Source organism: Bacillus swezeyi, from assembly GCF_030908325.1.
Taxonomy (GTDB): Bacteria; Bacillota; Bacilli; order Bacillales; family Bacillaceae; genus Bacillus; species Bacillus swezeyi.
In genome coordinates this window covers 14298-35000 of sequence record NZ_CP133085.1, presented here as the reverse complement: position 1 = coordinate 35000, position 20703 = coordinate 14298, and the positions used below count along the sequence as shown (strand labels likewise).

General features: G+C 45.0%; 19 protein-coding genes, 1 tRNA gene, 2 rRNA genes, 1 other RNA gene, 1 pseudogene and 1 other annotated feature (1 of these 25 cut by a window edge). Of the genes and pseudogenes, 9 read left to right on the top strand and 15 right to left on the bottom strand.

What is annotated here, in order from left to right:
• From RBH91_RS00175 to tadA, 8 genes are all read right to left on the bottom strand, one after another.
• Positions 1-936, bottom strand: a 16S ribosomal RNA gene (locus RBH91_RS00175) (it extends 613 nt beyond the left edge of the window).
• Positions 937-1159: 223 nt separating this feature from the next.
• A complete protein-coding gene (locus tag RBH91_RS00170; RefSeq protein WP_307893053.1) occupies positions 1160-1426 on the bottom strand; it encodes a pro-sigmaK processing inhibitor BofA family protein in 267 nt (88 codons plus the stop codon).
• Between the two features lie 64 nt (positions 1427-1490).
• Entirely contained in the window at positions 1491-1715 is a 225-nt protein-coding gene (locus tag RBH91_RS00165; RefSeq protein WP_076763665.1) for a YaaL family protein, read from the bottom strand.
• A 20-nt stretch (positions 1716-1735) separates the two neighbouring features.
• Positions 1736-2332, bottom strand: coding sequence for a recombination protein RecR (gene recR / locus RBH91_RS00160; RefSeq protein ID WP_076763663.1), 597 nt, complete (start codon positions 2330-2332; stop codon positions 1736-1738).
• 13 nt (positions 2333-2345) lie between these two features.
• On the bottom strand, positions 2346-2669 hold the full coding sequence (locus tag RBH91_RS00155; protein WP_076763661.1) for a YbaB/EbfC family nucleoid-associated protein: 324 nt from the start codon (positions 2667-2669) through the stop codon (positions 2346-2348).
• Between the two features lie 25 nt (positions 2670-2694).
• Positions 2695-4398: a DNA polymerase III subunit gamma/tau gene (gene dnaX, locus RBH91_RS00150; RefSeq protein WP_076763658.1), complete on the bottom strand. Its 1704-nt coding sequence runs from the start codon at positions 4396-4398 to the stop codon at positions 2695-2697.
• A 128-nt stretch (positions 4399-4526) separates the two neighbouring features.
• Positions 4527-4792, bottom strand: an RNA gene (ffs, locus tag RBH91_RS00145) — signal recognition particle sRNA large type.
• Positions 4793-4879: 87 nt separating this feature from the next.
• Complete coding sequence (gene tadA / locus RBH91_RS00140; protein WP_307894603.1) at positions 4880-5365, bottom strand: tRNA adenosine(34) deaminase TadA; 486 nt, start codon at positions 5363-5365, stop codon at positions 4880-4882.
• A gap of 95 nt (positions 5366-5460) precedes the next feature.
• Between tadA and RBH91_RS00135 the strand changes: the two genes are divergently transcribed.
• The 4 genes from RBH91_RS00135 (at position 5461) to RBH91_RS00120 (ending at position 8725) form a co-directional block, all read left to right on the top strand.
• On the top strand, positions 5461-6009 hold the full coding sequence (locus RBH91_RS00135; protein ID WP_307893051.1) for a cysteine hydrolase family protein: 549 nt from the start codon (positions 5461-5463) through the stop codon (positions 6007-6009).
• Positions 6010-6046: 37 nt separating this feature from the next.
• On the top strand, positions 6047-7366 hold the full coding sequence (locus RBH91_RS00130) for a glycoside hydrolase family 18 protein (RefSeq protein WP_307893049.1): 1320 nt from the start codon (positions 6047-6049) through the stop codon (positions 7364-7366).
• Positions 7367-7463: 97 nt separating this feature from the next.
• The gene (locus RBH91_RS00125) at positions 7464-8087 is read left to right on the top strand and encodes a deoxynucleoside kinase (protein WP_307893047.1); all 624 of its coding nucleotides are present in this window, start codon (positions 7464-7466) and stop codon (positions 8085-8087) included.
• Positions 8084-8725, top strand: coding sequence for a deoxynucleoside kinase (locus RBH91_RS00120; protein WP_307893046.1), 642 nt, complete (start codon positions 8084-8086; stop codon positions 8723-8725). Before RBH91_RS00125 ends, RBH91_RS00120 begins: the two co-directional genes overlap by 4 nt.
• Positions 8726-8862: 137 nt before the next feature.
• On the opposite strand, the gene RBH91_RS00115 is transcribed toward RBH91_RS00120, so the two are convergent.
• Positions 8863-8955, bottom strand: a tRNA-Ser gene (locus RBH91_RS00115).
• Positions 8956-9085: 130 nt separating this feature from the next.
• Between RBH91_RS00115 and RBH91_RS00110 the strand changes: the two are divergent.
• From RBH91_RS00110 to RBH91_RS00095, 4 genes and pseudogenes are all read left to right on the top strand, one after another.
• Positions 9086-9519, top strand: a pseudogene (locus tag RBH91_RS00110) (SMI1/KNR4 family protein).
• Between the two features lie 38 nt (positions 9520-9557).
• The gene (locus RBH91_RS00105; protein WP_307893045.1) at positions 9558-10685 is read left to right on the top strand and encodes a CdaR family transcriptional regulator; all 1128 of its coding nucleotides are present in this window, start codon (positions 9558-9560) and stop codon (positions 10683-10685) included.
• Between the two features lie 89 nt (positions 10686-10774).
• Positions 10775-12043 carry a GntP family permease gene (locus RBH91_RS00100; protein WP_307893044.1) on the top strand — a complete coding sequence of 423 codons (1269 nt, stop codon included), beginning with the start codon at positions 10775-10777 and terminating at the stop codon, positions 12041-12043.
• 15 nt (positions 12044-12058) lie between these two features.
• Complete coding sequence (locus RBH91_RS00095; protein ID WP_307893043.1) at positions 12059-13189, top strand: glycerate kinase; 1131 nt, start codon at positions 12059-12061, stop codon at positions 13187-13189.
• Positions 13190-13216: 27 nt separating this feature from the next.
• Here the strand turns inward: RBH91_RS00095 and serS are convergent, their stop codons facing one another.
• The 5 genes from serS to guaB form a co-directional block, all read right to left on the bottom strand.
• Positions 13217-14497, bottom strand: a complete 1281-nt coding sequence (serS, locus tag RBH91_RS00090) for a serine--tRNA ligase (protein WP_076763634.1) — start codon at positions 14495-14497, stop codon at positions 13217-13219.
• Between the two features lie 58 nt (positions 14498-14555).
• Positions 14556-14776: a binding site (T-box leader), on the bottom strand.
• A 51-nt stretch (positions 14777-14827) separates the two neighbouring features.
• Positions 14828-15418, bottom strand: coding sequence for a pyridoxal 5'-phosphate synthase glutaminase subunit PdxT (pdxT, locus tag RBH91_RS00085; protein WP_307893042.1), 591 nt, complete (start codon positions 15416-15418; stop codon positions 14828-14830).
• Between the two features lie 21 nt (positions 15419-15439).
• Complete coding sequence (gene pdxS, locus RBH91_RS00080) at positions 15440-16324, bottom strand: pyridoxal 5'-phosphate synthase lyase subunit PdxS (RefSeq protein WP_148959335.1); 885 nt, start codon at positions 16322-16324, stop codon at positions 15440-15442.
• 172 nt (positions 16325-16496) lie between these two features.
• Positions 16497-17792, bottom strand: a complete 1296-nt coding sequence (locus RBH91_RS00075) for a D-alanyl-D-alanine carboxypeptidase family protein (protein WP_404802486.1) — start codon at positions 17790-17792, stop codon at positions 16497-16499.
• Between the two features lie 183 nt (positions 17793-17975).
• Positions 17976-19442 carry an IMP dehydrogenase gene (gene guaB / locus RBH91_RS00070; RefSeq protein ID WP_076763625.1) on the bottom strand — a complete coding sequence of 489 codons (1467 nt, stop codon included), beginning with the start codon at positions 19440-19442 and terminating at the stop codon, positions 17976-17978.
• A gap of 120 nt (positions 19443-19562) precedes the next feature.
• On the opposite strand from guaB, the gene RBH91_RS00065 reads away from it, so the two are divergent.
• Complete coding sequence (locus RBH91_RS00065) at positions 19563-20519, top strand: YaaC family protein (protein ID WP_307893041.1); 957 nt, start codon at positions 19563-19565, stop codon at positions 20517-20519.
• Positions 20520-20556: 37 nt separating this feature from the next.
• On the opposite strand, the gene rrf is transcribed toward RBH91_RS00065, so the two are convergent.
• A 5S ribosomal RNA gene (gene rrf, locus RBH91_RS00060) occupies positions 20557-20672 on the bottom strand.
• Positions 20673-20703 lie beyond the last annotated feature (31 nt).

The window sequence follows — 20703 nt, the reverse complement described above, 5'->3', positions numbered from 1 at the left end:
CCCCGTCAATTCCTTTGAGTTTCAGTCTTGCGACCGTACTCCCCAGGCGGAGTGCTTAATGCGTTTGCTGCAGCACTAAAGGGCGGAAACCCTCTAACACTTAGCACTCATCGTTTACGGCGTGGACTACCAGGGTATCTAATCCTGTTCGCTCCCCACGCTTTCGCGCCTCAGCGTCAGTTACAGACCAGAGAGTCGCCTTCGCCACTGGTGTTCCTCCACATCTCTACGCATTTCACCGCTACACGTGGAATTCCACTCTCCTCTTCTGCACTCAAGTTCCCCAGTTTCCAATGACCCTCCCCGGTTGAGCCGGGGGCTTTCACATCAGACTTAAGAAACCGCCTGCGCGCGCTTTACGCCCAATAATTCCGGACAACGCTTGCCACCTACGTATTACCGCGGCTGCTGGCACGTAGTTAGCCGTGGCTTTCTGGTTAGGTACCGTCAAGGTACCGCCCTATTCGAACGGTACTTGTTCTTCCCTAACAACAGAGCTTTACGATCCGAAAACCTTCATCACTCACGCGGCGTTGCTCCGTCAGACTTTCGTCCATTGCGGAAGATTCCCTACTGCTGCCTCCCGTAGGAGTCTGGGCCGTGTCTCAGTCCCAGTGTGGCCGATCACCCTCTCAGGTCGGCTACGCATCGTCGCCTTGGTGAGCCATTACCTCACCAACTAGCTAATGCGCCGCGGGTCCATCTGTAAACGGCAGCCGAAGCCGCCTTTTATGATTGAACCATGCGGTTCAATCAAGCATCCGGTATTAGCCCCGGTTTCCCGGAGTTATCCCAGTCTTACAGGCAGGTTACCCACGTGTTACTCACCCGTCCGCCGCTAACCTAAGGGAGCAAGCTCCCGTCGGTCCGCTCGACTTGCATGTATTAGGCACGCCGCCAGCGTTCGTCCTGAGCCAGGATCAAACTCTCCATGAAGTTTGACAATGACTACGCACATTCGCATGTGCGATTTATTTAATGAATTAACAGGTACGTTTGTCTTGTTTAGTTTTCAAAGAACTTCGTTGCCGCTCTCGAAGCGACTATAATATAATAACATTTATCCAATATGTCGTCAACAACTTTTTTCAAAAAAAATGATTCGCCGTTAGCGACGAATACTAATATAACACCTCTGCAGAAAAGTGTCAACAAAATATTAAATTACGATAAACTGTTTAATGACAATCAGAGCCGCTACTCCCGGCACTCCCAATATCCCGCTGACTCCAGTAGTCACAAGATTAATCGGCACATGAATGCCCATGCTTTCTCCAAACAAATTCACACAGAACAAAAACAGAGCGCCGACAATAAATCTAACAGCAATCGTGCCCATCCATTTTAAAGGTTTAAAGGAAGCCTTTGAAAAAAACAGAAGGGCAACCAAAGCCACAATTGCCCCTATAATAATAGCAGATCCCATGAATTCTCTCACTCCTCGCCTTTTCTAGTACAAGCATATGAAGAGATTCATGCAAATAGACCTGCTACTTCCAGCCGCCGATTCTTAAGTTTCTTTTTTTGGCTTCCCGCAAATAAAAAAAGTATTTCGCCTCGGCTACGTTTAACTCATGGAGAACTTCAGCGGAAGGTTCAAGGCTGTGTTCAATCAGCCGTTTTTGCCTGTTCCATTCTTCCTTTTGCCGCATCAGCTGTTCAATCAGCTTGTTGTCAAATTCTTTTCTAAGCTTCTTTTTCCGAAGAAAACCCATGGTACTGCAATCTCCTCCCTCTACATTTCACGTCTGCCTTCAAGCGCTTTAGAAAGAGTGACTTCATCTGCATATTCCAAATCGCCGCCGACCGGAAGTCCATGGGCAATTCGTGACAGCTTGATACCAGATGGCTTTAAAAGCCTTGAAATGTACATGGCCGTTGCTTCTCCTTCTATATTCGGGTTTGTTGCGAGGATCACTTCAGTCACTTGATCATCCTGCAATCGCTTCAACAATTCGGGTATTTTAATATCTTCCGGACCAATTCCGTCCATCGGAGAAATTGCTCCATGCAAAACATGGTACAACCCTTCATATTCTTTCATCTTCTCCATAGCAATTACATCTTTCGGATCCTGAACGACACATATGACCGATTTGTCTCTTCTCGTATCTTCACAAATATAGCAGGGATCTTGATCCGTTATATGGCCGCAAACCGAACAATAAGTTAAATTGCGCTTTGCGTTTACCAGCGCTTTTGCAAAATCTAGCACAACATCTTCTTTCATACTGAGAACAAAAAAAGCCAGACGGACAGCCGTTTTCGGTCCGATTCCTGGCAATTTCATAAAGCTGTCAATCAGCTTTGATATTGGTTCAGGATACTGCATTCTTATTTTCCTCCTAGAATAAACCCGGCATGTTCATTCCTTTTGTAAACTTACCCATCGTTTCATTTGTCATTTCATCCACTTGTTTTAAAGCATCATTTGTCGCTGCAAGAACGAGGTCTTGAAGCATTTCAACATCTTCAGGGTCGACGACTTCTTCTTTAATGACGACGTCGATGATTTCTTTTTGGCCGTTCACTTTAACAGTGACCATTCCGCCGCCTGCTGTACCTTCAAGCACCTTTTCAGCAAGCTCCTCCTGTGCCTTTTGCATATCCTTTTGCATTTTTTGCATTTGCTTCATCATTTTTTGCATGTTTCCCATTCCACCGCGCATACTGAAAACCACTCTCTTTCATGTTTTATTCTTTAATTTCAATCAGTTCCGCTCCAAACAGCTTTTTAGCTTCTGCTATGAGCGGATCTTCCTCTACTTTTGATTCATTTGATTCTGATTCTTCCTGCTGATGATCCTGCAGAAATTCTTCTCTTATTTTACCCCATTGTGCTTCAGGAACGCCAACTATATCTATTCTCCCGCCGAGCATTCCGTCTAAAATCTGCTCCAGGTTTGTCCTGACTCCATTATTATCTTCGGCAACCATTTTACAGTGAATTTCATATTTAAATGAAAGGACGAATGCCTTTGAAGATGCCGCCACCGGTTCGCTGTCATTTAATAAGGCAGCATGTGAAACTTTATTTTGCTGTTTGAGCTGAGCAAGCAATTCTCCCCAGTAGCCCTTTAATTTTTCAAGGTCCGGTCTTGTAGCCTCTTTTAATATTTCATGGATCCGGCCGACAGGGGCCTTATAACCGCTTTTCGCGCTTTTTTGAGGGCGTGTTGCTTCTTTTGGCTGACTTGGAGCCGCGGAAACCTGCACCCCCGATGTTTTGAGCTGGGTAATTTCCTGTTCCAGCTGGCGCACCTTGTTCACGAGGTTTTCTACTTCAGGCTGTCCAGCCGAAGGCAGCTCGGTTTTTGCACCCTGGCAAAGCTTCACAACCGCGACTTCAAAAAAGATGCGCGGATGATTCGTCCATTTCATTTCCTGATGACTCTTATTTAAAATATCAATCATTTCATAAAGGTGTTGTGAGGGAATTTGCTGAGAGAGGTTTTGGAACTCTTCGTCCACTTTCACCTTTTCAAGTACGCCTTCTAAATCCGGCGCCGTTTGATAAAGAAGCATATCCCTGAAATAGAAAATCATGTCCTCGATCAGCTTGGCCGGGTCTTTCCCCTGCTGAAGCAGTTCGTTCAATGTCTCCAAAGCACCCGAAACATTTTTTTCATGAAGGGTAGACGCAAGCTTTCCTATATAATGCTGAGACACGGCGCCCGTGATCAGCAAGGCATCATCGACCGTGAGCTCCTCGCCGCTGAAGGATACTGCCTGATCCAGCAGACTCAAAGCATCCCTCATTCCACCGTCTGCAGCTCCAGCGATGATTTCCAGTGCGCCTTCCTGCACCTTGAACTGTTCTGTTTCAACAATCTTTTTCATTCGGCCGACAATCGCCTGTGAGGTGATTCTTTTAAAATCAAAACGCTGACATCTTGAAATGATTGTTAAAGGGATTTTATGGGGCTCTGTCGTCGCGAGAATAAATATGCAATGCTCAGGCGGCTCTTCAAGTGTTTTGAGAAGAGCGTTGAATGCGCCAATAGAAAGCATATGTACTTCATCTATGATATATACTTTATACGTGACAGCAGACGGAGCAAATTTCACTTTATCCCGAATGTCGCGTATTTCATCTACACCGTTGTTAGATGCGGCATCAATTTCGATCACATCTGAAATTGCACCGCTTGTAATGCCTTTACACGCGGAACATTCGTTACACGGTTCACTGACTGGAGCATGCTCACAGTTGACAGCTTTGGCAAACAGTTTTGCAGCGCTTGTTTTCCCTGTCCCCCTCGGTCCGGAAAACAGGTAAGCGTGAGAAAATTTCTTTTGTAAAAGGGCATTTTGCAACGTTTTCGTGATGTGCTCCTGACCGACTACATCTTCAAACAACTGCGGCCTGAACACTCTATATAAAGCTTGGTAACTCACAAACACGCCCTCCTCTTAATATCTTCAATCTTATTATACATGAAGCGGCTTTCAATTCCAAAAGCTCTTCTTAAGAAAAAAACTCATCTATCTGAAAATAGATGAGTGTTAATTTGATGATTGATTTACCGTGCACCTTCTGTCGATTCGCTACCCTAAGCGTTACTTAAGCAGTTAGCTCAGCCCAGGCAACCCTGCGGCACATGGAAGGTTCCACTTAATGCTGCTTCCTTCCGGACCTGACATGGTTCATGGATTCCCATTGCGCAGGACCCAAACGTCAACACCACTTGCTTAAGGCAGACCTTAAAGTAAACGAACCTCGAGAAAGGAATTCGGCCTCGCTCGAGCGGATTGCGAGTACAGGGCACCGCTACCTCCCCGCTTAGCACGGCAAAATAAATATCAAATTATAAAGGCCGCGTCTGTTTGTGACGCACTCAATAGTATAACTTGTTTCATCCTAAATTGCAAATATCCGTCATTCCAGTTTGTTTTGCTTCTCCGCTTTCTTTTTTGCGCGGAGATTCTTGAAAAAATCGCTGAGCAGCCTCCCGCATTCTTCTTCCATTACTCCGCTTACCACTTCAGCCTGATGATTAAACCTCTCCTCCTGAAGAAGATTCATCAAAGTTCCTGCACAGCCGCCTTTAGGATCAAATGCTCCAAATACAACTTTATCAATCCTCGAAAGAACAGCAGCTCCGGCACACATCGGACAGGGCTCAAGCGTAACGTAAAGAACCGCTCTTTCAAGACGCCATGTTCCCAGCTTCTTGCACGCTTCGTCTATGACAAGCATTTCTGCGTGTGCAAGCGCTCTTTGCTCTGTTTCCCTTAAATTATGGGCACGGGCAATGATTTCATCATCCAGAACAAGAACAGCGCCGATTGGCACCTCTCCCTTTTCTTCAGCTTTTTTCGCTTCGCGGATCGCTTCTCTCATATAAAGCTCGTCTTGTGTCATCTGCACGCACTCTTTCAATGTTTTTTCCCCATTCAGAAAGGCTAACATATAGATAATGAAATATGAAATTTGAACCTGAAAGGAGTAAAAGCGACTTGTCCACTCCAGATACCGCCCTCATTATTGTAGACATGATCAATGATTTTCATTTCGATATGGGCGATGTCCTTTCAAAAAAAACAGAGGAAATGGCCGATGATATTCTGGCTCTGAAAAAACATGCCGAGAAAATGAATTGGCCTATCATCTACATTAATGACCATTTCGGAATTTGGCAAGCAGATATTGCTGCCATTATGAAGAAATGCAAAAATGACAGAAGCAAAAACATCATTGAACGGCTCGCACCTAAAGAAAGCGACTATTTTTTAATCAAACCGAAGCATTCAGCTTTTTACGGCACCGCTCTTGAAACTTTATTAAATGAACTTCATATCCATCATTTAATCATCACGGGAATCGCCGGCAATATTTGCGTTCTGTTTACAGCCAACGACGCCTATATGCGGGAATACGAAATCACGATTCCCCACGATTGTATTGCATCCAATCATGAAAAAGACAACAAATATGCATTGACTATCATGGAAAATGTCCTGTTTGCCAATATCACAGCCGCCAAACATCTCATTACGGAAACTTAGAGCATGAAACACTTCCTTTTCTCATATAGTGATAGCAATGAGAAAGGAGGCGTTTCCCATTCAGATTTATGTCGTGAAAAGAGGCGATACCCTTTACAGAATTGCGAATCGGTACAGAACAACGGTCAATGAAATTGTAGAAACGAATGAAATTCCCAATCCAAATCGACTCGTTGTCGGACAAACCATCATCATACCGATTGCCGGACAGTTTTATGAGGTGCAGCAAGGTGATACACTGGCTACGATCGCTGGGCGTTTTAATATTCCTGTTGCAGAACTGGCCAGAATCAACCGCATTCAGCTAGGTGCCCTTTTACCTGTCGGAATATTGTTGTACATTCCGCCGCGGCCAAAGCGGAACTTAGAAACAAACGCTTATATAGAGCCGCGGGGAGAAAGCGTCAGCCCCGCACTTCAGCAGGCGGCGAGAGAGGCGGTTCCATACCTGACCTACCTCGGTGCTTTCAGCTTTCAAGCAAAGCGGGACGGCACGCTTGAGGAGCCGCCGCTCGACAATTTAAAAGAAATTGCCGACAGACAGCGGACTACCATGATGATGATTGTCACCAATCTTGAAAATGAAGCCTTCAGCGACGAGCTTGGCAGGATCATCCTGACAGACGAGAATGTAAAAAGCAAACTGCTCGATAACATCGTTGCCGCCGCCAGAAGATACGGGTTTAAAGACATTCATTTTGACTTTGAATACTTAAGGCCGGAGGATAGAGAAGCATATAATCAATTTCTGCGGGAAGCCCGGGACCGTTTCAGACGGGAAGGCTGGTTGATCTCTACCGCCCTCGCTCCTAAAACAAGAGCCGACCAGCCGGGACAATGGTATGAAGCACACGACTATCGGGCACATGGCCAAATCGTCGATTTTGTCGTACTGATGACGTATGAATGGGGCTACAGCGGAGGGCCGCCAATGGCGGTGTCACCGATTGGTCCTGTACGAGATGTTATTGAATATGCGCTTACTGAAATGCCTGCCAATAAAATCGTTATGGGGCAAAATCTATACGGCTATGACTGGACTCTTCCTTATACTCCCGGAGGAGAACTCGCCAAAGCGATTAGTCCGCAAAGGGCTATACAAATTGCCAGCGAAAACAATGCAGCCATATTGTACGATGAAACAGCCCAGGCCCCTTATTTCCGCTATACAGACAGTGCGGGCAAGCAGCATGAGGTTTGGTTTGAAGATGCGCGATCCATCCAGGCAAAATTTGATCTGATCAAAGAGTTAAATTTAAGGGGGATCAGCTATTGGAAACTCGGCCTCTCATTCCCGCAAAACTGGCTCCTGATTGCAGATCAATTTAATGTTGACAAAGAGACGTTCCCAAGTTGACGGAACGTTTTTTTCATGGGCAATAGAACATGATGTGATACAATATGGATGGATCATAAATTATAAGCAAATGGCTTATCTGAGTAGGAGGACACCTATGAATACAGCCCCTTTCATCGCTGTCGAAGGTCCCATCGGGGCGGGAAAAACAACATTGGCCTGCATGCTTTCAGAAAGGCTTTCTCTGTCTTTGGTCAAAGAAATTGTCGAAGAGAACCCTTTCCTCGGCAAATTTTACGAAGACAAAGACGAATGGAGCTTTCAGCTTGAAATGTTTTTCCTTTGCAATCGCTATAAACAGCTTGAAGATACTGAAAAAAAGTATTTACATAAAAACGCGCCCGTCATTTCCGACTACCATATTTATAAAAATGTCATTTTTGCGGAACGGACGTTAGAAGGTAAAAACCTTGAGAAATACAGAAAGATTTATCAGCTGCTCACAGAGGATTTGCCTAAACCAAATATCATCATCTACATCCGGGCAAGTCTGCCGACATTATTAAAACGAATTAAAAAACGCGGACGGCCGTTTGAGCAGCAAATGGACGAGCTTTATTTGGAACAGCTGATCAAGGATTATGAAACTGCGATCAAGCAAATCAAAAAAGACGACCCATCACTGCCGATCATTGAAATAAACGGAGACCAGGAAGATTTTGTTTTATCGGAAGCCGTTTTTAATCGGATTGCCGATCAAGTAAAGGAGTATATAGGATGAGTGTACATAATATTCCGAAGGATGCCATCATTACTGTTGCAGGCACGGTAGGAGTGGGAAAATCCACATTAACTAAAGAGCTTGCAACAAGACTCGAATTTAAAACATCTCTTGAAGAAGTCGTCAATAATCCTTATTTGGAGGCTTTCTATCAAGACTTTGAACGCTGGAGCTTTCATTTACAAATTTTCTTTTTAGCAGAACGGTTTAAAGAACAAAAATATATTTTTGAATCAGGCGGCGGATTTGTTCAAGACCGCTCGATTTATGAAGACACAGGCATTTTCGCCAAGATGCATGCAGATAAAGGCACAATGTCAAAAGTCGACTATAAAACCTATACAAGCCTGTTTGAAGCGATGGTGATGACGCCATACTTCCCTCGTCCGGACGTCCTAGTATACTTGGAGGGCAATTTGGAAACGATTCTGGATCGCATCCAAAAGCGCGGACGGGAAATGGAGCTGCAAACAGACAGGGCTTATTGGGAGGAAATGTACACAAGATACGAAAACTGGATCAGCGGCTTTAATGCCTGTCCTGTGGTAAGAGTCAATATAGAAGAATATGACCTGTTCAACAACTCAGCCTCTCTGGACCCTATTATTGAGAAAATAAGCGAAGCCATCCAAAGATAGGCATACAAAAAAGCGGGTTTCCCAATGGAATCCGCTCTTTTTTGCTGAAAGATACAAAAAAACCGCTACCCTATTCAGGCAGCGGCAACACAATCTCCAATTTATGCTTAGTCAATCACTAAAATGCAAATCAATAATGGCGGAGGAAGAGGGATTCGAACCCCCGCGGGCTTTGACACCCCTGTCGGTTTTCAAGACCGATCCCTTCAGCCAGACTTGGGTATTCCTCCGTATCGACAAGAATTAATATAACATGTCCTGTGTTTTTGAGTCAAGAGATTTTTTGATAAAAATTTAATTATAATAATTTCTTGCTTATAATGATCCTGCAAGAACCTATTATAGCAAAGGGTGATGAAAATGTGGAGACATTTGATCAGGCGTTTATCCGAAGAATATACGTTTAACAAACCCTCTCAAACAGCAAGATTGGAAGAAATCAAACGAAAACTCAATATTCAGCTCCCAAATGAACTGGAAAGTCTGCTGAAAGAAACAGATGGAATAAACGATGAATTCGACTGCCCTCTCATTTGGTTCGCAGACTGAATCATAGAGGAAAATGAGGAGCTGAAAAATGGCGAAGTTTTTAAGGATATATACATGCCCTTTGACTGTCTCTTATTTATCACTGATGCAGGAACGGTGATTTATTTGCTTATTCCATTTTAAATGGCTCCATTCAAAAAGACGATATATATGTTTGGAATCATGAGGATGACAGCCGCACTTGGGTTGCCCCCTCTTTAAAACAGTTTATCGAATGGTGGATTGATGGAAAAGTTCAGATTTAAAAACAGGACATTAAATCAACTGACAGGAGCAGCGATCAATGAAGTATCTATCAAAAGAACTGGCAGCGGAAATTGTCGACAGAACAATGTCGATTATTGGACATAACATTAACATCATGGATGGAAACGGAGTTATCATCGCCTCCGGCGACCGCTCAAGGATTGGCGATGAACATGCCGGAGCAAAAGATGTTCTTTCAGCTAATAGCGGAATCAGCATCACACCTGAGGAATGTTCTGTTTTGACAGGAACAAAACCGGGAGTAAACCTCCCGATCGCATTTCACGATGAAATGATCGGTGTCATCGGCATTACCGGATCCCCTTCTGAAGTCAGCCATTATGGAGAACTGGTCAAAATGGCCGCGGAACTAACCGTTCAACAGGCGTTTTTGACAAAACAGCTGACATGGGATCAAAGACTGCGGGAAGAAACGGTCATCCAAATGATCCAGGGAGATGATTTGATGTCCCTTGATTTTCTGGAACGCGCAGAGCGTTTAAGTATTCCACTGGAAAGCAAGCGCATTTGCCTAGTATTTGAGCTCCCATCCGCTGATATGAAGCCGGCATTTATCAAAAAACTTGAAAAGCAATTAAAGCCTCAAGATCTCTACGCCAATATTTCTTTAACGGAGATTGCTGTTCTTCTGACAGATGAACCCGGTAAAAGCCGGTCTGAAATCTATTCAGCCTGGCACGATTGGCTCAGCCAATGGAAGACCATCATGGGAGCGATGGGAGAGCAGGCGGATCAGCTTCAACAGCTGCCTTTTTCCTATCAAAGTGCAAAACAAACCTTGAGGATCGCTCAAACGATGGGATTCCGCCATGATTTCTGTGATTACCGGAATTTCGCGATTCCCGTCCTTCTTTCAAAGATCCAGCAGCCCGATCAGGAAATTCATTTCAAAAAAATCTGGGAGCGCCTTTCTCAAGCAGATCCGAAAGGCGAATTGGCCAAAACCCTTCTCTGTTACATAGAAGTAAACGGTGAAATGGCAGAGGCTTCTTCAAGACTGTTCATTCACCGCAATACATTAAATTATCGCTTGAAAAAAATCGAATCAGCGACCGGATGCAACCCAAAGCATTTGGAAGACTTGTTTAAACTATATACAGCTATCACGCTTTTTTCATCCTTTTGTGCAAATGAACAATTTTAACATGGGATAAAACGATAAAATCCGTATGTCTGAACAATTCTCCCTTCGATAGAAAGCGTTTACAATTGGACGTAAAGGAGGGATGCAGATTGGATATTCAAATACACGCTATAGGCGCCCTTTGTGCATTAGCCATTTCTATCTTTTTAATTTTGAAAAAAGTGCCGCCGGCTTATGGAATGATGGTCGGAGCATTAGCAGGGGGCCTAATTGGCGGTGCGGATTTGATAGAGACAACAGATTTGATGATGACAGGGGCTAAAAACATGATTCCCGCTGTGCTCCGTATTTTGGCAGCAGGCGTGCTTGCAGGTGTGCTGATTCAGTCAGGTTCAGCAGCTGTCATAGCCGAAACCATCGTTCATAAAATGGGTGAGAAAAGAGCATTGCTTGCATTGACTTTGGCAGCGGCTATCTTAACAACAGTCGGCGTATTCGTCGATGTCGCGGTCATTACTGTCGCCCCGATCGCCCTGGCCATCGCAAAGCGGGTGTCAATCAGTAAAGCAGCGATTCTTTTGGCGATGATCGGCGGAGGTAAAGCGGGAAATATCATGTCTCCAAATCCCAATGCGATCGCTGCTTCAGATGCGTTTCATGTCCCTTTGACATCCGTCATGGCGGCAGGGATCATCCCCGCTCTGTTCGGTTTGGGGGCCACATATTTGTTAGCTAAGCGGCTTTCCAATAGAGGAACACAAGTTGCTTCTGACGAGATTGAAAGCAGCTCCGCTCAGCATCTTCCGTCATTTTGGGCAGCGATCAGCGGGCCCGCCGCCGCTATTTTGTTACTTGCTTTAAGGCCCGCCGCGGGAATTACGATTGATCCGATTATAGCTCTGCCGGCAGGAGGCTTCATCACAGCAATTGCTTCAGGGCAAGCAGGAAAGCTAAAGGATTTTGCCGCTTCAGGTCTTTCCAAAATGTCAGGTGTCGCCGTCATGCTGATCGGGACTGGAACACTTGCCGGAATCATCGCCAATTCTGAACTTAACGGATTGATCACAGACAGCCTTGTCGGATTGGGTCTGCCAGCGTTTCTTTTGGCTCCGATTTCGGGTATGCTGATGTCCATGGCCACAGCCTCAACAACTGCGGGAACCGCTGTCGCCAGCAGCGTATTTGGCCCGACATTGCTTGATCTTGGCGTCGCCGGCCTCGCAGGTGCAGCCATGATTCACGCCGGGGCTACTGTACTTGACCACCTGCCTCACGGTAGTTTCTTTCATACGACAGGAGGCAGCGTATTCATGTCGATGAAAGAACGCCTTAAACTTATTCCTTATGAGTCGGTCATCGGATTGATCTTAACCATCATTTCAACCTTGATTTTTGGAATTTTTCAATTCTTTATTTAAAAAGGAGCTGAAGCTATGAAAATCGTGATTGCACCTGATTCATTTAAGGAAAGCATGACCTCTATGGAAGCGGCTGTAAGCATTGAAAAAGGCTTTAAGGCCGTGCTTCCTGATGCCGAGTATATTAAAATTCCGGTTGCTGACGGCGGAGAAGGAACTGTTCAGGCTCTGGTTGACGCAACCGGCGGGGAATTGATTTACAAAAAGGTGACAGGGCCTCGCGGAACACCGGTCAAAGCCGCTTATGGGCTCCTTGGAGACGGAAAAACAGCCGTTATTGAAATGGCTGAAGCGTCAGGCCTTCACCTTGTTCCTCCTAAACAGCGAAACCCGCTCCTGACAACAACAAGAGGAACCGGAGAACTGATCGCAGATGCCATAGAACAAGGCGCAGACAAGATGATCATCGGACTGGGCGGAAGTGCTACAAATGACGGAGGAGCCGGCATGGCCAGCGCACTTGGGGTGAAGTTTCTGAACCGTGACGGGAAGGAGATTCAGGATGGCGGCGGAAAGCTCTCTCAAATAGCTCAAATTGATATGAGCGGTCTGCATCCAGCATTAAAACAGATCAAATTTGAGGCAGCCTGCGACGTTGACAACCCGCTTACAGGACCTCGCGGAGCATCTGCCATATTCGGGCCTCAAAAAGGGGCGACTGAAGAAATGGCCGCTCTTTTAGACCAGAATTTGAAACATTACGCCGAGATGATCAGGGATGAGTTAAACCTTGAGGCTGATTTGCTCCCTGGTGCTGGCGCGGCAGGCGGCTTGGGAGCGGGCTTGTATGCCTTTTTAAAAGCGGAATTAAAAAGCGGCGTTGAAATCGTCTTGGATACCTTATCTTTTTCAGAAAGGATCAAAGGAGCCGATCTTATCATTACAGGAGAAGGGAAAATAGACGGCCAAACCATCTACGGAAAAACGCCTGCAGGAGTGGCAAAACGGGCCGGTAAAGCAGATATTCCCGTGATCGCCTTCGCAGGCTCGCTTGGCGAGGGCTGTGAACTCGTTTATGACAAAGGAATCTCAGCGCTTTTTTCGATCGTCCCGGGAATCACTTCCTTGGAGGAATCTCTAGCCAATGGCAGTGCATACTTGGAGCACTGCGCACGAAATATCGCCGCCGTCTGGTCGTTAAAATAAAAAAGGTGCGCCTCATGACGCACCTTTTTATGATGGTTTAATGACTTCTCTGTTCCCCATATAAGGACGCAGAACTTTAGGGATGACGACACTTCCGTCTTCCTGCTGATAGTTCTCCAATAAAGCGGCAACCGTTCTGCCGACTGCCAAACCTGATCCATTCAATGTATGGACATGCTCAGGCTTGCCTTTTGCTTCTCTTCGGAACCTGATGTTGGCCCGTCTCGCCTGGAAGGCTTCAAAGTTGCTGCAAGATGAAATTTCACGATACGTATCCTGACTCGGAATCCATACTTCGATATCGTATTTCTTCGCGGCAGTAAACCCTAAATCACCCGTACACATGCTCATGACGCGGTATGGGAGTTCAAGCAGCTGAAGCACCTTTTCAGCTTGATTTGTCAGTTTCTCAAGCTCTTCATAGGAATCTTCGGGCTTTACGAATTTGACAAGTTCAACCTTATTAAATTGATGCTGGCGAATCAATCCGCGGGTATCCCGGCCTGCTGAGCCGGCTTCTGAACGGAAGCACGCACTGAACGCAGCATAATTGACCGGCAAATCGTCGGCGGATAAAATTTCATCGCGATGCAGGTTAGTAATCGGAACCTCTGCCGTCGGAATCAGGAAATAATCCTCTTCCCTGATTTTAAAGGCGTCTTCCTCAAACTTTGGAAGCTGGCCTGTACCTGTCATACTTGCACGGTTGACCATGTAAGGAGGAATGACTTCTGTATAACCGTACTCATCTACATGGAGGTCAAGCATAAAGTTATATAATGCACGTTCAAGTCTGGCGCCAAGCCCTTTATAAAAAACAAAGCGGCTGCCTGTTACTTTTCCGGCCCGTTCAAAATCAAGAATGTTCAATTGATCGGCGATTTCCCAATGCGGCTTTGCTTCATAGGAAAATTGAGGAAGCGTGCCCCATTCGCGCACTTCTACATTATCGTCTTCAGTCTCACCAACCGGAACAGACTCATGCGGAATGTTCGGAATGGACAGCATGATCATGTCCAGAGAAGACTCGACAGTCCTCAAGCTTTCATCTAGTTTTTTAATTTGTTCGCCGACCTCGCGCATTTCTTTAATGATATGGTCGGCATCTTTTTTCTCGCGCTTTAAAGCGGCAACCTGCTGGGACACCTCATTGCGCTTCCCTTTCAGTTCTTCTACTTTGACAATCAATTCTCTTCGTTTGGCATCCAATTCCTCAAATCGATCAAAGTCTGTTAAATCTTCTCCCCTGTGGGCAAGCTTTTGTTTGATTTCTTCAAAATTTGCCCGCAGCAGTTTGACATCAAGCATCTGCCTCGCTCCTTTTACACTGATTTGACCGAAAAAAAGAGCCCTCGATTCCCTAATATAAAGGGACGAGAGCTCTCGCGTTGCCACCCTGATTGAAAACAGGACAAGTGGTCCTGCTTTCCGCTTCCTTTTGATAACGGGTATCCCGTAAATGCCTACTTTCATTGTTCAGCATTTCGCTCAAGGATGGATTCGGACAGCATCTTTCACCGATTCGCACCAACCATCGGCTCTCTTTTGAAAGAAAGGCTTCCTACTGTTTCCTATCAACGCTTTTCGATCTATATTGTCTTATAAATGTACTACAAGTTTTCACAGCTTTCAACCGTTTTATACAACGGCTTCCTGTTTATGCTGTTCAGCCATCTCCACAAACAACTTTGTCATCCTGTGGTCATCCGTCAGCTCGGGATGGAAGGAACAGCCGAGAAGATTTCCTTGTTTAGCAGCGACGATTCTTCCATTGTGTTCAGAAAGAACTTCTACCTTTTCGCCCGCTTTCAAAATGTGAGGGGCGCGGATAAACACACCTGTAAACGGTTCGTCCAGCCCTTTGACGGTTAGATCTGCTTCAAAGCTCTCTCTTTGTCTGCCGAATGAATTGCGCTCAACAGTGACATCGAGAACACCGATGTGAGCTTCATCGCTTCCGGCAATGTTTTTTGCCAGCATAATCAACCCTGCGCAAGTTCCAAATACCGGCTTTCCGGATGCGGCAAATTCCTGAAGCGGCTTCATAAACCGATACGTGTCAATGAGGCGCCTCATCGTCGTACTTTCGCCTCCAGGCAAAATCAAGCCGTCGATTTCCTTCAGTTCTTCCGGCCATTTAATGACTTTTCCGGCTGCACCGCATGCTTCAATTGAGCGAATATGTTCTCTTACTGCTCCCTGAAGTCCAAGTACACCAATTGTCAGCATGTCAATCCGTCTCCTTAATGATTACCAGCCGCGTTCTTGCATACGCTGTTCTGGCAGCAGATTTGAGATTTCAATACCTTTCATTGCAGTTCCAAGCTCTTTTGAAAGCTCGGCAATCAGCTTGTAATCTGTATAATGCGTTGTCGCTTCAACAATAGCTTTAGCAAATTTAGCAGGATTATCAGATTTGAAAATACCTGACCCTACAAAAACGCCATCCGCGCCAAGCTGCATCATTAAAGCAGCATCAGCAGGCGTTGCCACACCGCCGGCAGCAAAGTTTACAACCGGAAGACGTCCTTCAGCTTTGATTTGCTGCAACAGCTCATAAGGAGCACCGAGGTTTTTCGCTTCTGTCATCAGCTCGTCGTCACTCATGCCAACCACTTTGCGCACTTGAGCGTTCACTTTTCTCATATGACGAACGGCTTCAACGATATTACCCGTTCCAGGCTCGCCTTTTGTGCGGAGCATGGAAGCTCCTTCTGCGATCCGGCGCGTTGCTTCCCCAAGGTCGCGGCATCCGCATACGAACGGAACAGTATACTCATTTTTATTTAAATGAAATTCTTCATCCGCTGGAGTCAAAACTTCACTTTCATCAATATAATCAACGCCAAGCGCTTCGAGAACACGCGCTTCCACGATATGTCCGATACGCGCTTTCGCCATGACCGGAACTGAAACAGCGTTCATGACTTCCTCGACAATGGTCGGATCTGCCATGCGGGCAACCCCGCCAGCCGCACGGATATCAGCCGGAACGCGTTCCAATGCCATAACTGCGACGGCTCCTGCTTCTTCTGCGATTTTTGCTTGTTCGGCATTGACAACGTCCATAATGACGCCGCCCTTCTGCATTTCTGCCATTCCGCGTTTTACACGGTCAGTACCTGTTTGAGCCATTTCAAGGATCCCCCTAATCAAAGATAGAATGTTCAGATTTAATCTTATTGTATCCTATAATTCCACAAAATCATATGGAAAAACACGAAGATTATTTCTATTTTTATAACAAATCGTTAGCATTCCTTTAGATATTACAATAAAGAGCCCTAGAAATAGAGCTCTTTATGTATTAAAACCAGCCGGTCACCATATCAACGACACTGTTCCATAAGCCGGCAAAAAAACCGCCGATGCTTCTCATCGTTAAAATAAACCAGTTTGCTTTTTCATCATTTTCTTTTGTCACCAGGTTTACACCTGACACATCGCTGCCAATAAAGCCGTAGTCCTTCTCTTCTCCCTTATAAGAAGCTGTCAGGGTCCCGACTTTCTCACCTTTTTTAACAGGTGCGGTCAGCTCATCTTTATTCAGCGTCACTTTCGCCTTGTAATTCTTTTCTTCACCGTTTTTCACAGGCATTGAAAAGGCCTTTTCAGTCACGATGCCGACTTCAGTTTCTTTACCTTTGTCAACTGTGATCGTTTCGTTGCCTTTTACTTGCGCGCCTTTTGCGTAAAACTCTTTCATTGTGAAATGATCAAATGCATAATCCAGCATTTTTTTCGTTTCTTTAAAACGCGCCGTATGAAGGTCGCCTTTCGCATCAAGGACGACGGAAATGACACGCATGCCGTTTCTTTCGGCAGTTGCAGTAAAGCATGATCCCGCTGAATCAGTTGATCCGGTTTTCAGGCCGTCAACACCTTCATATTGCTGAACAAGACCTTTCAGCATAAAGTTCCAGTTTGGCATGTCCATTTCATCATCTGTGCCTTCTCTGAACTTCGTTTTTGCAATGCTTGCCGTTTCAAGGATTTCAGGATAATCATTGACTAAATGGTCGGCAAGAAGCGCCATGTCTCTCGCAGATACTTCATTTTCTTCATCACCGCTTGTTCCGCTTGGATGTTTGCCGTGAAGATCTTTGTTTTCCAAACCTGTCGCATTTACAAATTTGTAATTTTTCATTCCTAGTTCTTTTGCTTTTTGATTCATCAATTCTACAAACTTTGATTCAGAACCGGCAATGATCTCAGAAAGTCCGATTGCCGCTGCGTTTGCGGAATAAATCGCAGTCGCCTGATAAAGCTCTTCTACAGTATAAGAGCCGTCTTTGCGAAGAGGGACGTTGGATAACGAACGGTCCTGGGAAATTTCATACACATACTCATCAGGAGTATATTTTTGGTCCCATTTCACTTTGCCCTCGTGGATCGCTTCCAAAAGAAGATACTCCGTCATCATTTTAGCCATGCTGGCAACAGGAAGACGCTGATCAGCATTTTTGCTGTACAAAATTTTCCCTGAAGAAGCTTCCACCAGTATTGCCGCTTTCGCATCAACACTAATTGGATCATTTGCAGCTTTCGCTTTTGACATAGGAGAAAAAGCCCCAACCGCCACCGCAAAAGCAACGACAAACATGATCAGCTGTTTTATTCTCTTGCTTTTCAAATCATGATACCTCCGCTTTTCATCAGACTAAAATCTATATCAAAGCCATAAAAGACATTTTTTTAACACAACATTATAAATTTTATCATAATGAAGCAAAAAAAAATAGACAGAGTATCACTCTGTCTACACTTTAATTTTTGTCATATTTGATTAGGAAATGGTATAGTTGGGCGATTCTTTGGTAATTTGCACGTCATGCGGATGGCTTTCTCGCAGTCCCGCACCAGTCATGCGGATGAATTGAGCATCTTCTCTTAACGCGTTCAAATCTTTTGTTCCGCAGTAGCCCATACCTGATTTCAAGCCGCCGACAAGCTGATAAATCGTATCGGCAACAGGCCCTTTGTAAGGTGTCCGGCCTTCAATTCCTTCAGGGACAAACTTCTTATTTTCTTCTTGGAAGTAGCGATCCTTGCTTCCTTTTTCCATTGACGCAACTGAACCCATTCCGCGGTAGACCTTAAAGCGTCTGCCTTGGTAAATTTCCGTCTCGCCAGGGCTTTCAGATGTACCGGCAAGAAGACTTCCCAGCATGACGGCATGTCCGCCGGCTGCCAAGGCCTTCACAATGTCCCCGGAAAACTTGATTCCGCCGTCTGCAATAATTGTAGCGCCGTGCTTTCTGGCTTCAGTCGCGCAGTCATAAACCGCAGTCACTTGCGGGACGCCGACGCCGGCTACAACACGGGTTGTACAAATAGATCCCGGTCCGATACCGACTTTGACGACATTAGCGCCGGCATCAATCAGCGCTTTTGTGCCTTCAGCAGTTGCGACGTTTCCGGCAATAATATTTAATTCAGGATATGTGTCGCGGATTTTCTTGACTGTATCAAGCACGCCTTGTGAATGGCCGTGTGCCGTATCAATGACAATGACATCGACATTGGCTTCAACAAGCTTTCTGACGCGCGTCATTGTATCGCCGGTTACTCCGACTGCCGCTCCTACAAGCAGACGTCCATGCACATCTTTCGCTGAATTCGGGAACTCGATCACTTTTTCGATATCTTTGATCGTGATCAGTCCTTTTAAAACACCTTGATCATCTAAAAGAGGGAGTTTTTCGATTTTATATTTCTGAAGAATTTTTTCTGCTTCATCTAATGTTGTGCCGACAGGAGCAGTGACCAGCTCTTCTTTTGTCATGACATCGCTGATTTTCATGGAATAGTCGGAAATAAACCGAAGGTCGCGGTTTGTAATAATTCCAACCAGCTTCTGATCTTCTTCGTTATCGACAATGGGAACACCGGAGATTCTGTATTTGCCCATTAAGTGCTCTGCATCAAAAACTTGATGTTCGGGTGTTAGGAAAAACGGATTCGTAATAACGCCGCGCTCTGAACGCTTTACTTTATCAACCTGTTCAGCCTGCTGTTCAATTGACATGTTTTTATGGACGATGCCCATGCCGCCCTGTCTTGCCATTGCAATGGCCATTTGAGCTTCTGTGACAGTATCCATGCCTGCACTGATAATTGGAACATTCAGCTTAATAGATGAAGTAAGCTCAACCGATAAATCAACATCGCGTGGAAGAACTTCTGATTTGGCCGGAACAAGCAATACATCATCAAATGTTAAGCCTTCTTTCGAAAATTTGCTTTCCCACATAGTAAATCCCCCTCTTTTCGGCAAAATATTATATGTAGATTATCAACTTGAATACCGACTGTCAAGAAAGCGGGAAACAGTTGTAATTTTTAGAAAATAACCAAGAGGGAAGTGGAGTTCATGCAAAATAAAGGATGGAAGGAATTAGAGCTGTTTTATTCTGTCGAAACATCCCAGCATTTTCTTGAAATGGTATATAAAAATCAAGATATGGAGGATCCTAAAAGAAACTCTTATAAAAATGGAGAACGGTTTATTTTTTTTCTCAAACATGCGGAAGCCTTCTATAAACAAGCCAAAATCGCTTCTTTAGAAATTAAGCCGATTCTTTTATTTTATGGAATGGCACAGCTTTTGAAAGCCTGCTTATTAACGACAGATCCTTCCTATCCCAGCCATACGTCAGTGCTTGCACATGGCGTAACCACTAGGAAACGGAAAAAACAAAATTACCGATTTTATGAAGATGAAGTAAAAGTCCAAAGAAATGGCTTATGTATGCATGTGGTGCAATCTCTTTTTCAATTGCAAGGTTTGAGAGATGAACGTTTTAGCATGAAACAGCTCTTGGCCAAAATTCCGGAAATCAATAAAGTGCTGTCATTCCAAAGAAAACAAAACCCAATGGTAAAAGCAGTTGTCCAAGATGGTCTTATTTGGCTGCCCGATGACATCGCCAATGCTTACAATATGTCATCCAAACGGTTTGTCGAACATGTTGAATATCATTTGAACTGGACATTTTGCCAAGAAAACGAGGGCTGCCTGATCTTTTCTTCAGAGCAAAAGGAATATCAGCCAAGCACTTCGACTAGCTTGCTTTTCGAATTAGAAAGCGAGACATATTTTTTTCCCGCTGAGCGAGACCGCTTTTTAAAACTCCCTGAATTATTGGTTCATTATTTGATTGCCTATAACCTAAGCATGATCGCCAGATATGAAACAGAATGGTGGTATGACCTTCTCCTCCAATGTGCAAGTGACGACTATGTCCTCATTCAGCAGTTTTTACATACAGCTGAAGTAAAGTTTCCCTATTATATCGCTCAGCTGCTTCTTCAAAAAAAGACCTCATAACAAAAAGACCAGCTGATATCAGCTGGTCTTCCTAAGCGCTTGGCGGCGTCCTACTCTCACAGGGGGAAACCCCCAACTACCATCGGCGCTGAAGAGCTTAACTTCCGTGTTCGGCATGGGAACGGGTGTGACCTCTTCGCTATCGCCACCAAACTATGCCTTCAGGACGAAGGTACTGGGCGTT

Bases quoted from the DNA above. Each gene is read 5' to 3' on its own strand.
- RBH91_RS00155 (WP_076763661.1), bottom strand. From the start codon at position 2,669: ATGCGCGGTGGAATGGGAAACATGCAAAAAATGATGAAGCAAATGCAA.
- guaB (WP_076763625.1), bottom strand. From the start codon at position 19,442: ATGTGGGAAAGCAAATTTTCGAAAGAAGGCTTAACATTTGATGATGTA.
- RBH91_RS00125 (WP_307893047.1), top strand. From the start codon at position 7,464: ATGAATACAGCCCCTTTCATCGCTGTCGAAGGTCCCATCGGGGCGGGA.
- RBH91_RS00095 (WP_307893043.1), top strand. From the start codon at position 12,059: ATGAAAATCGTGATTGCACCTGATTCATTTAAGGAAAGCATGACCTCT.
- RBH91_RS00075 (WP_404802486.1), bottom strand. From the start codon at position 17,792: ATGTTTGTCGTTGCTTTTGCGGTGGCGGTTGGGGCTTTTTCTCCTATG.
- RBH91_RS00165 (WP_076763665.1), bottom strand. From the start codon at position 1,715: ATGGGTTTTCTTCGGAAAAAGAAGCTTAGAAAAGAATTTGACAACAAG.
- RBH91_RS00065 (WP_307893041.1), top strand. From the start codon at position 19,563: ATGCAAAATAAAGGATGGAAGGAATTAGAGCTGTTTTATTCTGTCGAA.
- pdxT (WP_307893042.1), bottom strand. From the start codon at position 15,418: ATGCTGACAATTGGTGTACTTGGACTTCAGGGAGCAGTAAGAGAACAT.
- RBH91_RS00170 (WP_307893053.1), bottom strand. From the start codon at position 1,426: ATGGGATCTGCTATTATTATAGGGGCAATTGTGGCTTTGGTTGCCCTT.
- RBH91_RS00130 (WP_307893049.1), top strand. From the start codon at position 6,047: ATGAGAAAGGAGGCGTTTCCCATTCAGATTTATGTCGTGAAAAGAGGC.
- RBH91_RS00105 (WP_307893045.1), top strand. From the start codon at position 9,558: ATGAAGTATCTATCAAAAGAACTGGCAGCGGAAATTGTCGACAGAACA.
- pdxS (WP_148959335.1), bottom strand. From the start codon at position 16,324: ATGGCTCAAACAGGTACTGACCGTGTAAAACGCGGAATGGCAGAAATG.
- recR (WP_076763663.1), bottom strand. From the start codon at position 2,332: ATGCAGTATCCTGAACCAATATCAAAGCTGATTGACAGCTTTATGAAA.
- RBH91_RS00120 (WP_307893046.1), top strand. From the start codon at position 8,084: ATGAGTGTACATAATATTCCGAAGGATGCCATCATTACTGTTGCAGGC.
- tadA (WP_307894603.1), bottom strand. From the start codon at position 5,365: ATGACACAAGACGAGCTTTATATGAGAGAAGCGATCCGCGAAGCGAAA.
- serS (WP_076763634.1), bottom strand. From the start codon at position 14,497: ATGCTTGATGTCAAACTGCTGCGGGCAAATTTTGAAGAAATCAAACAA.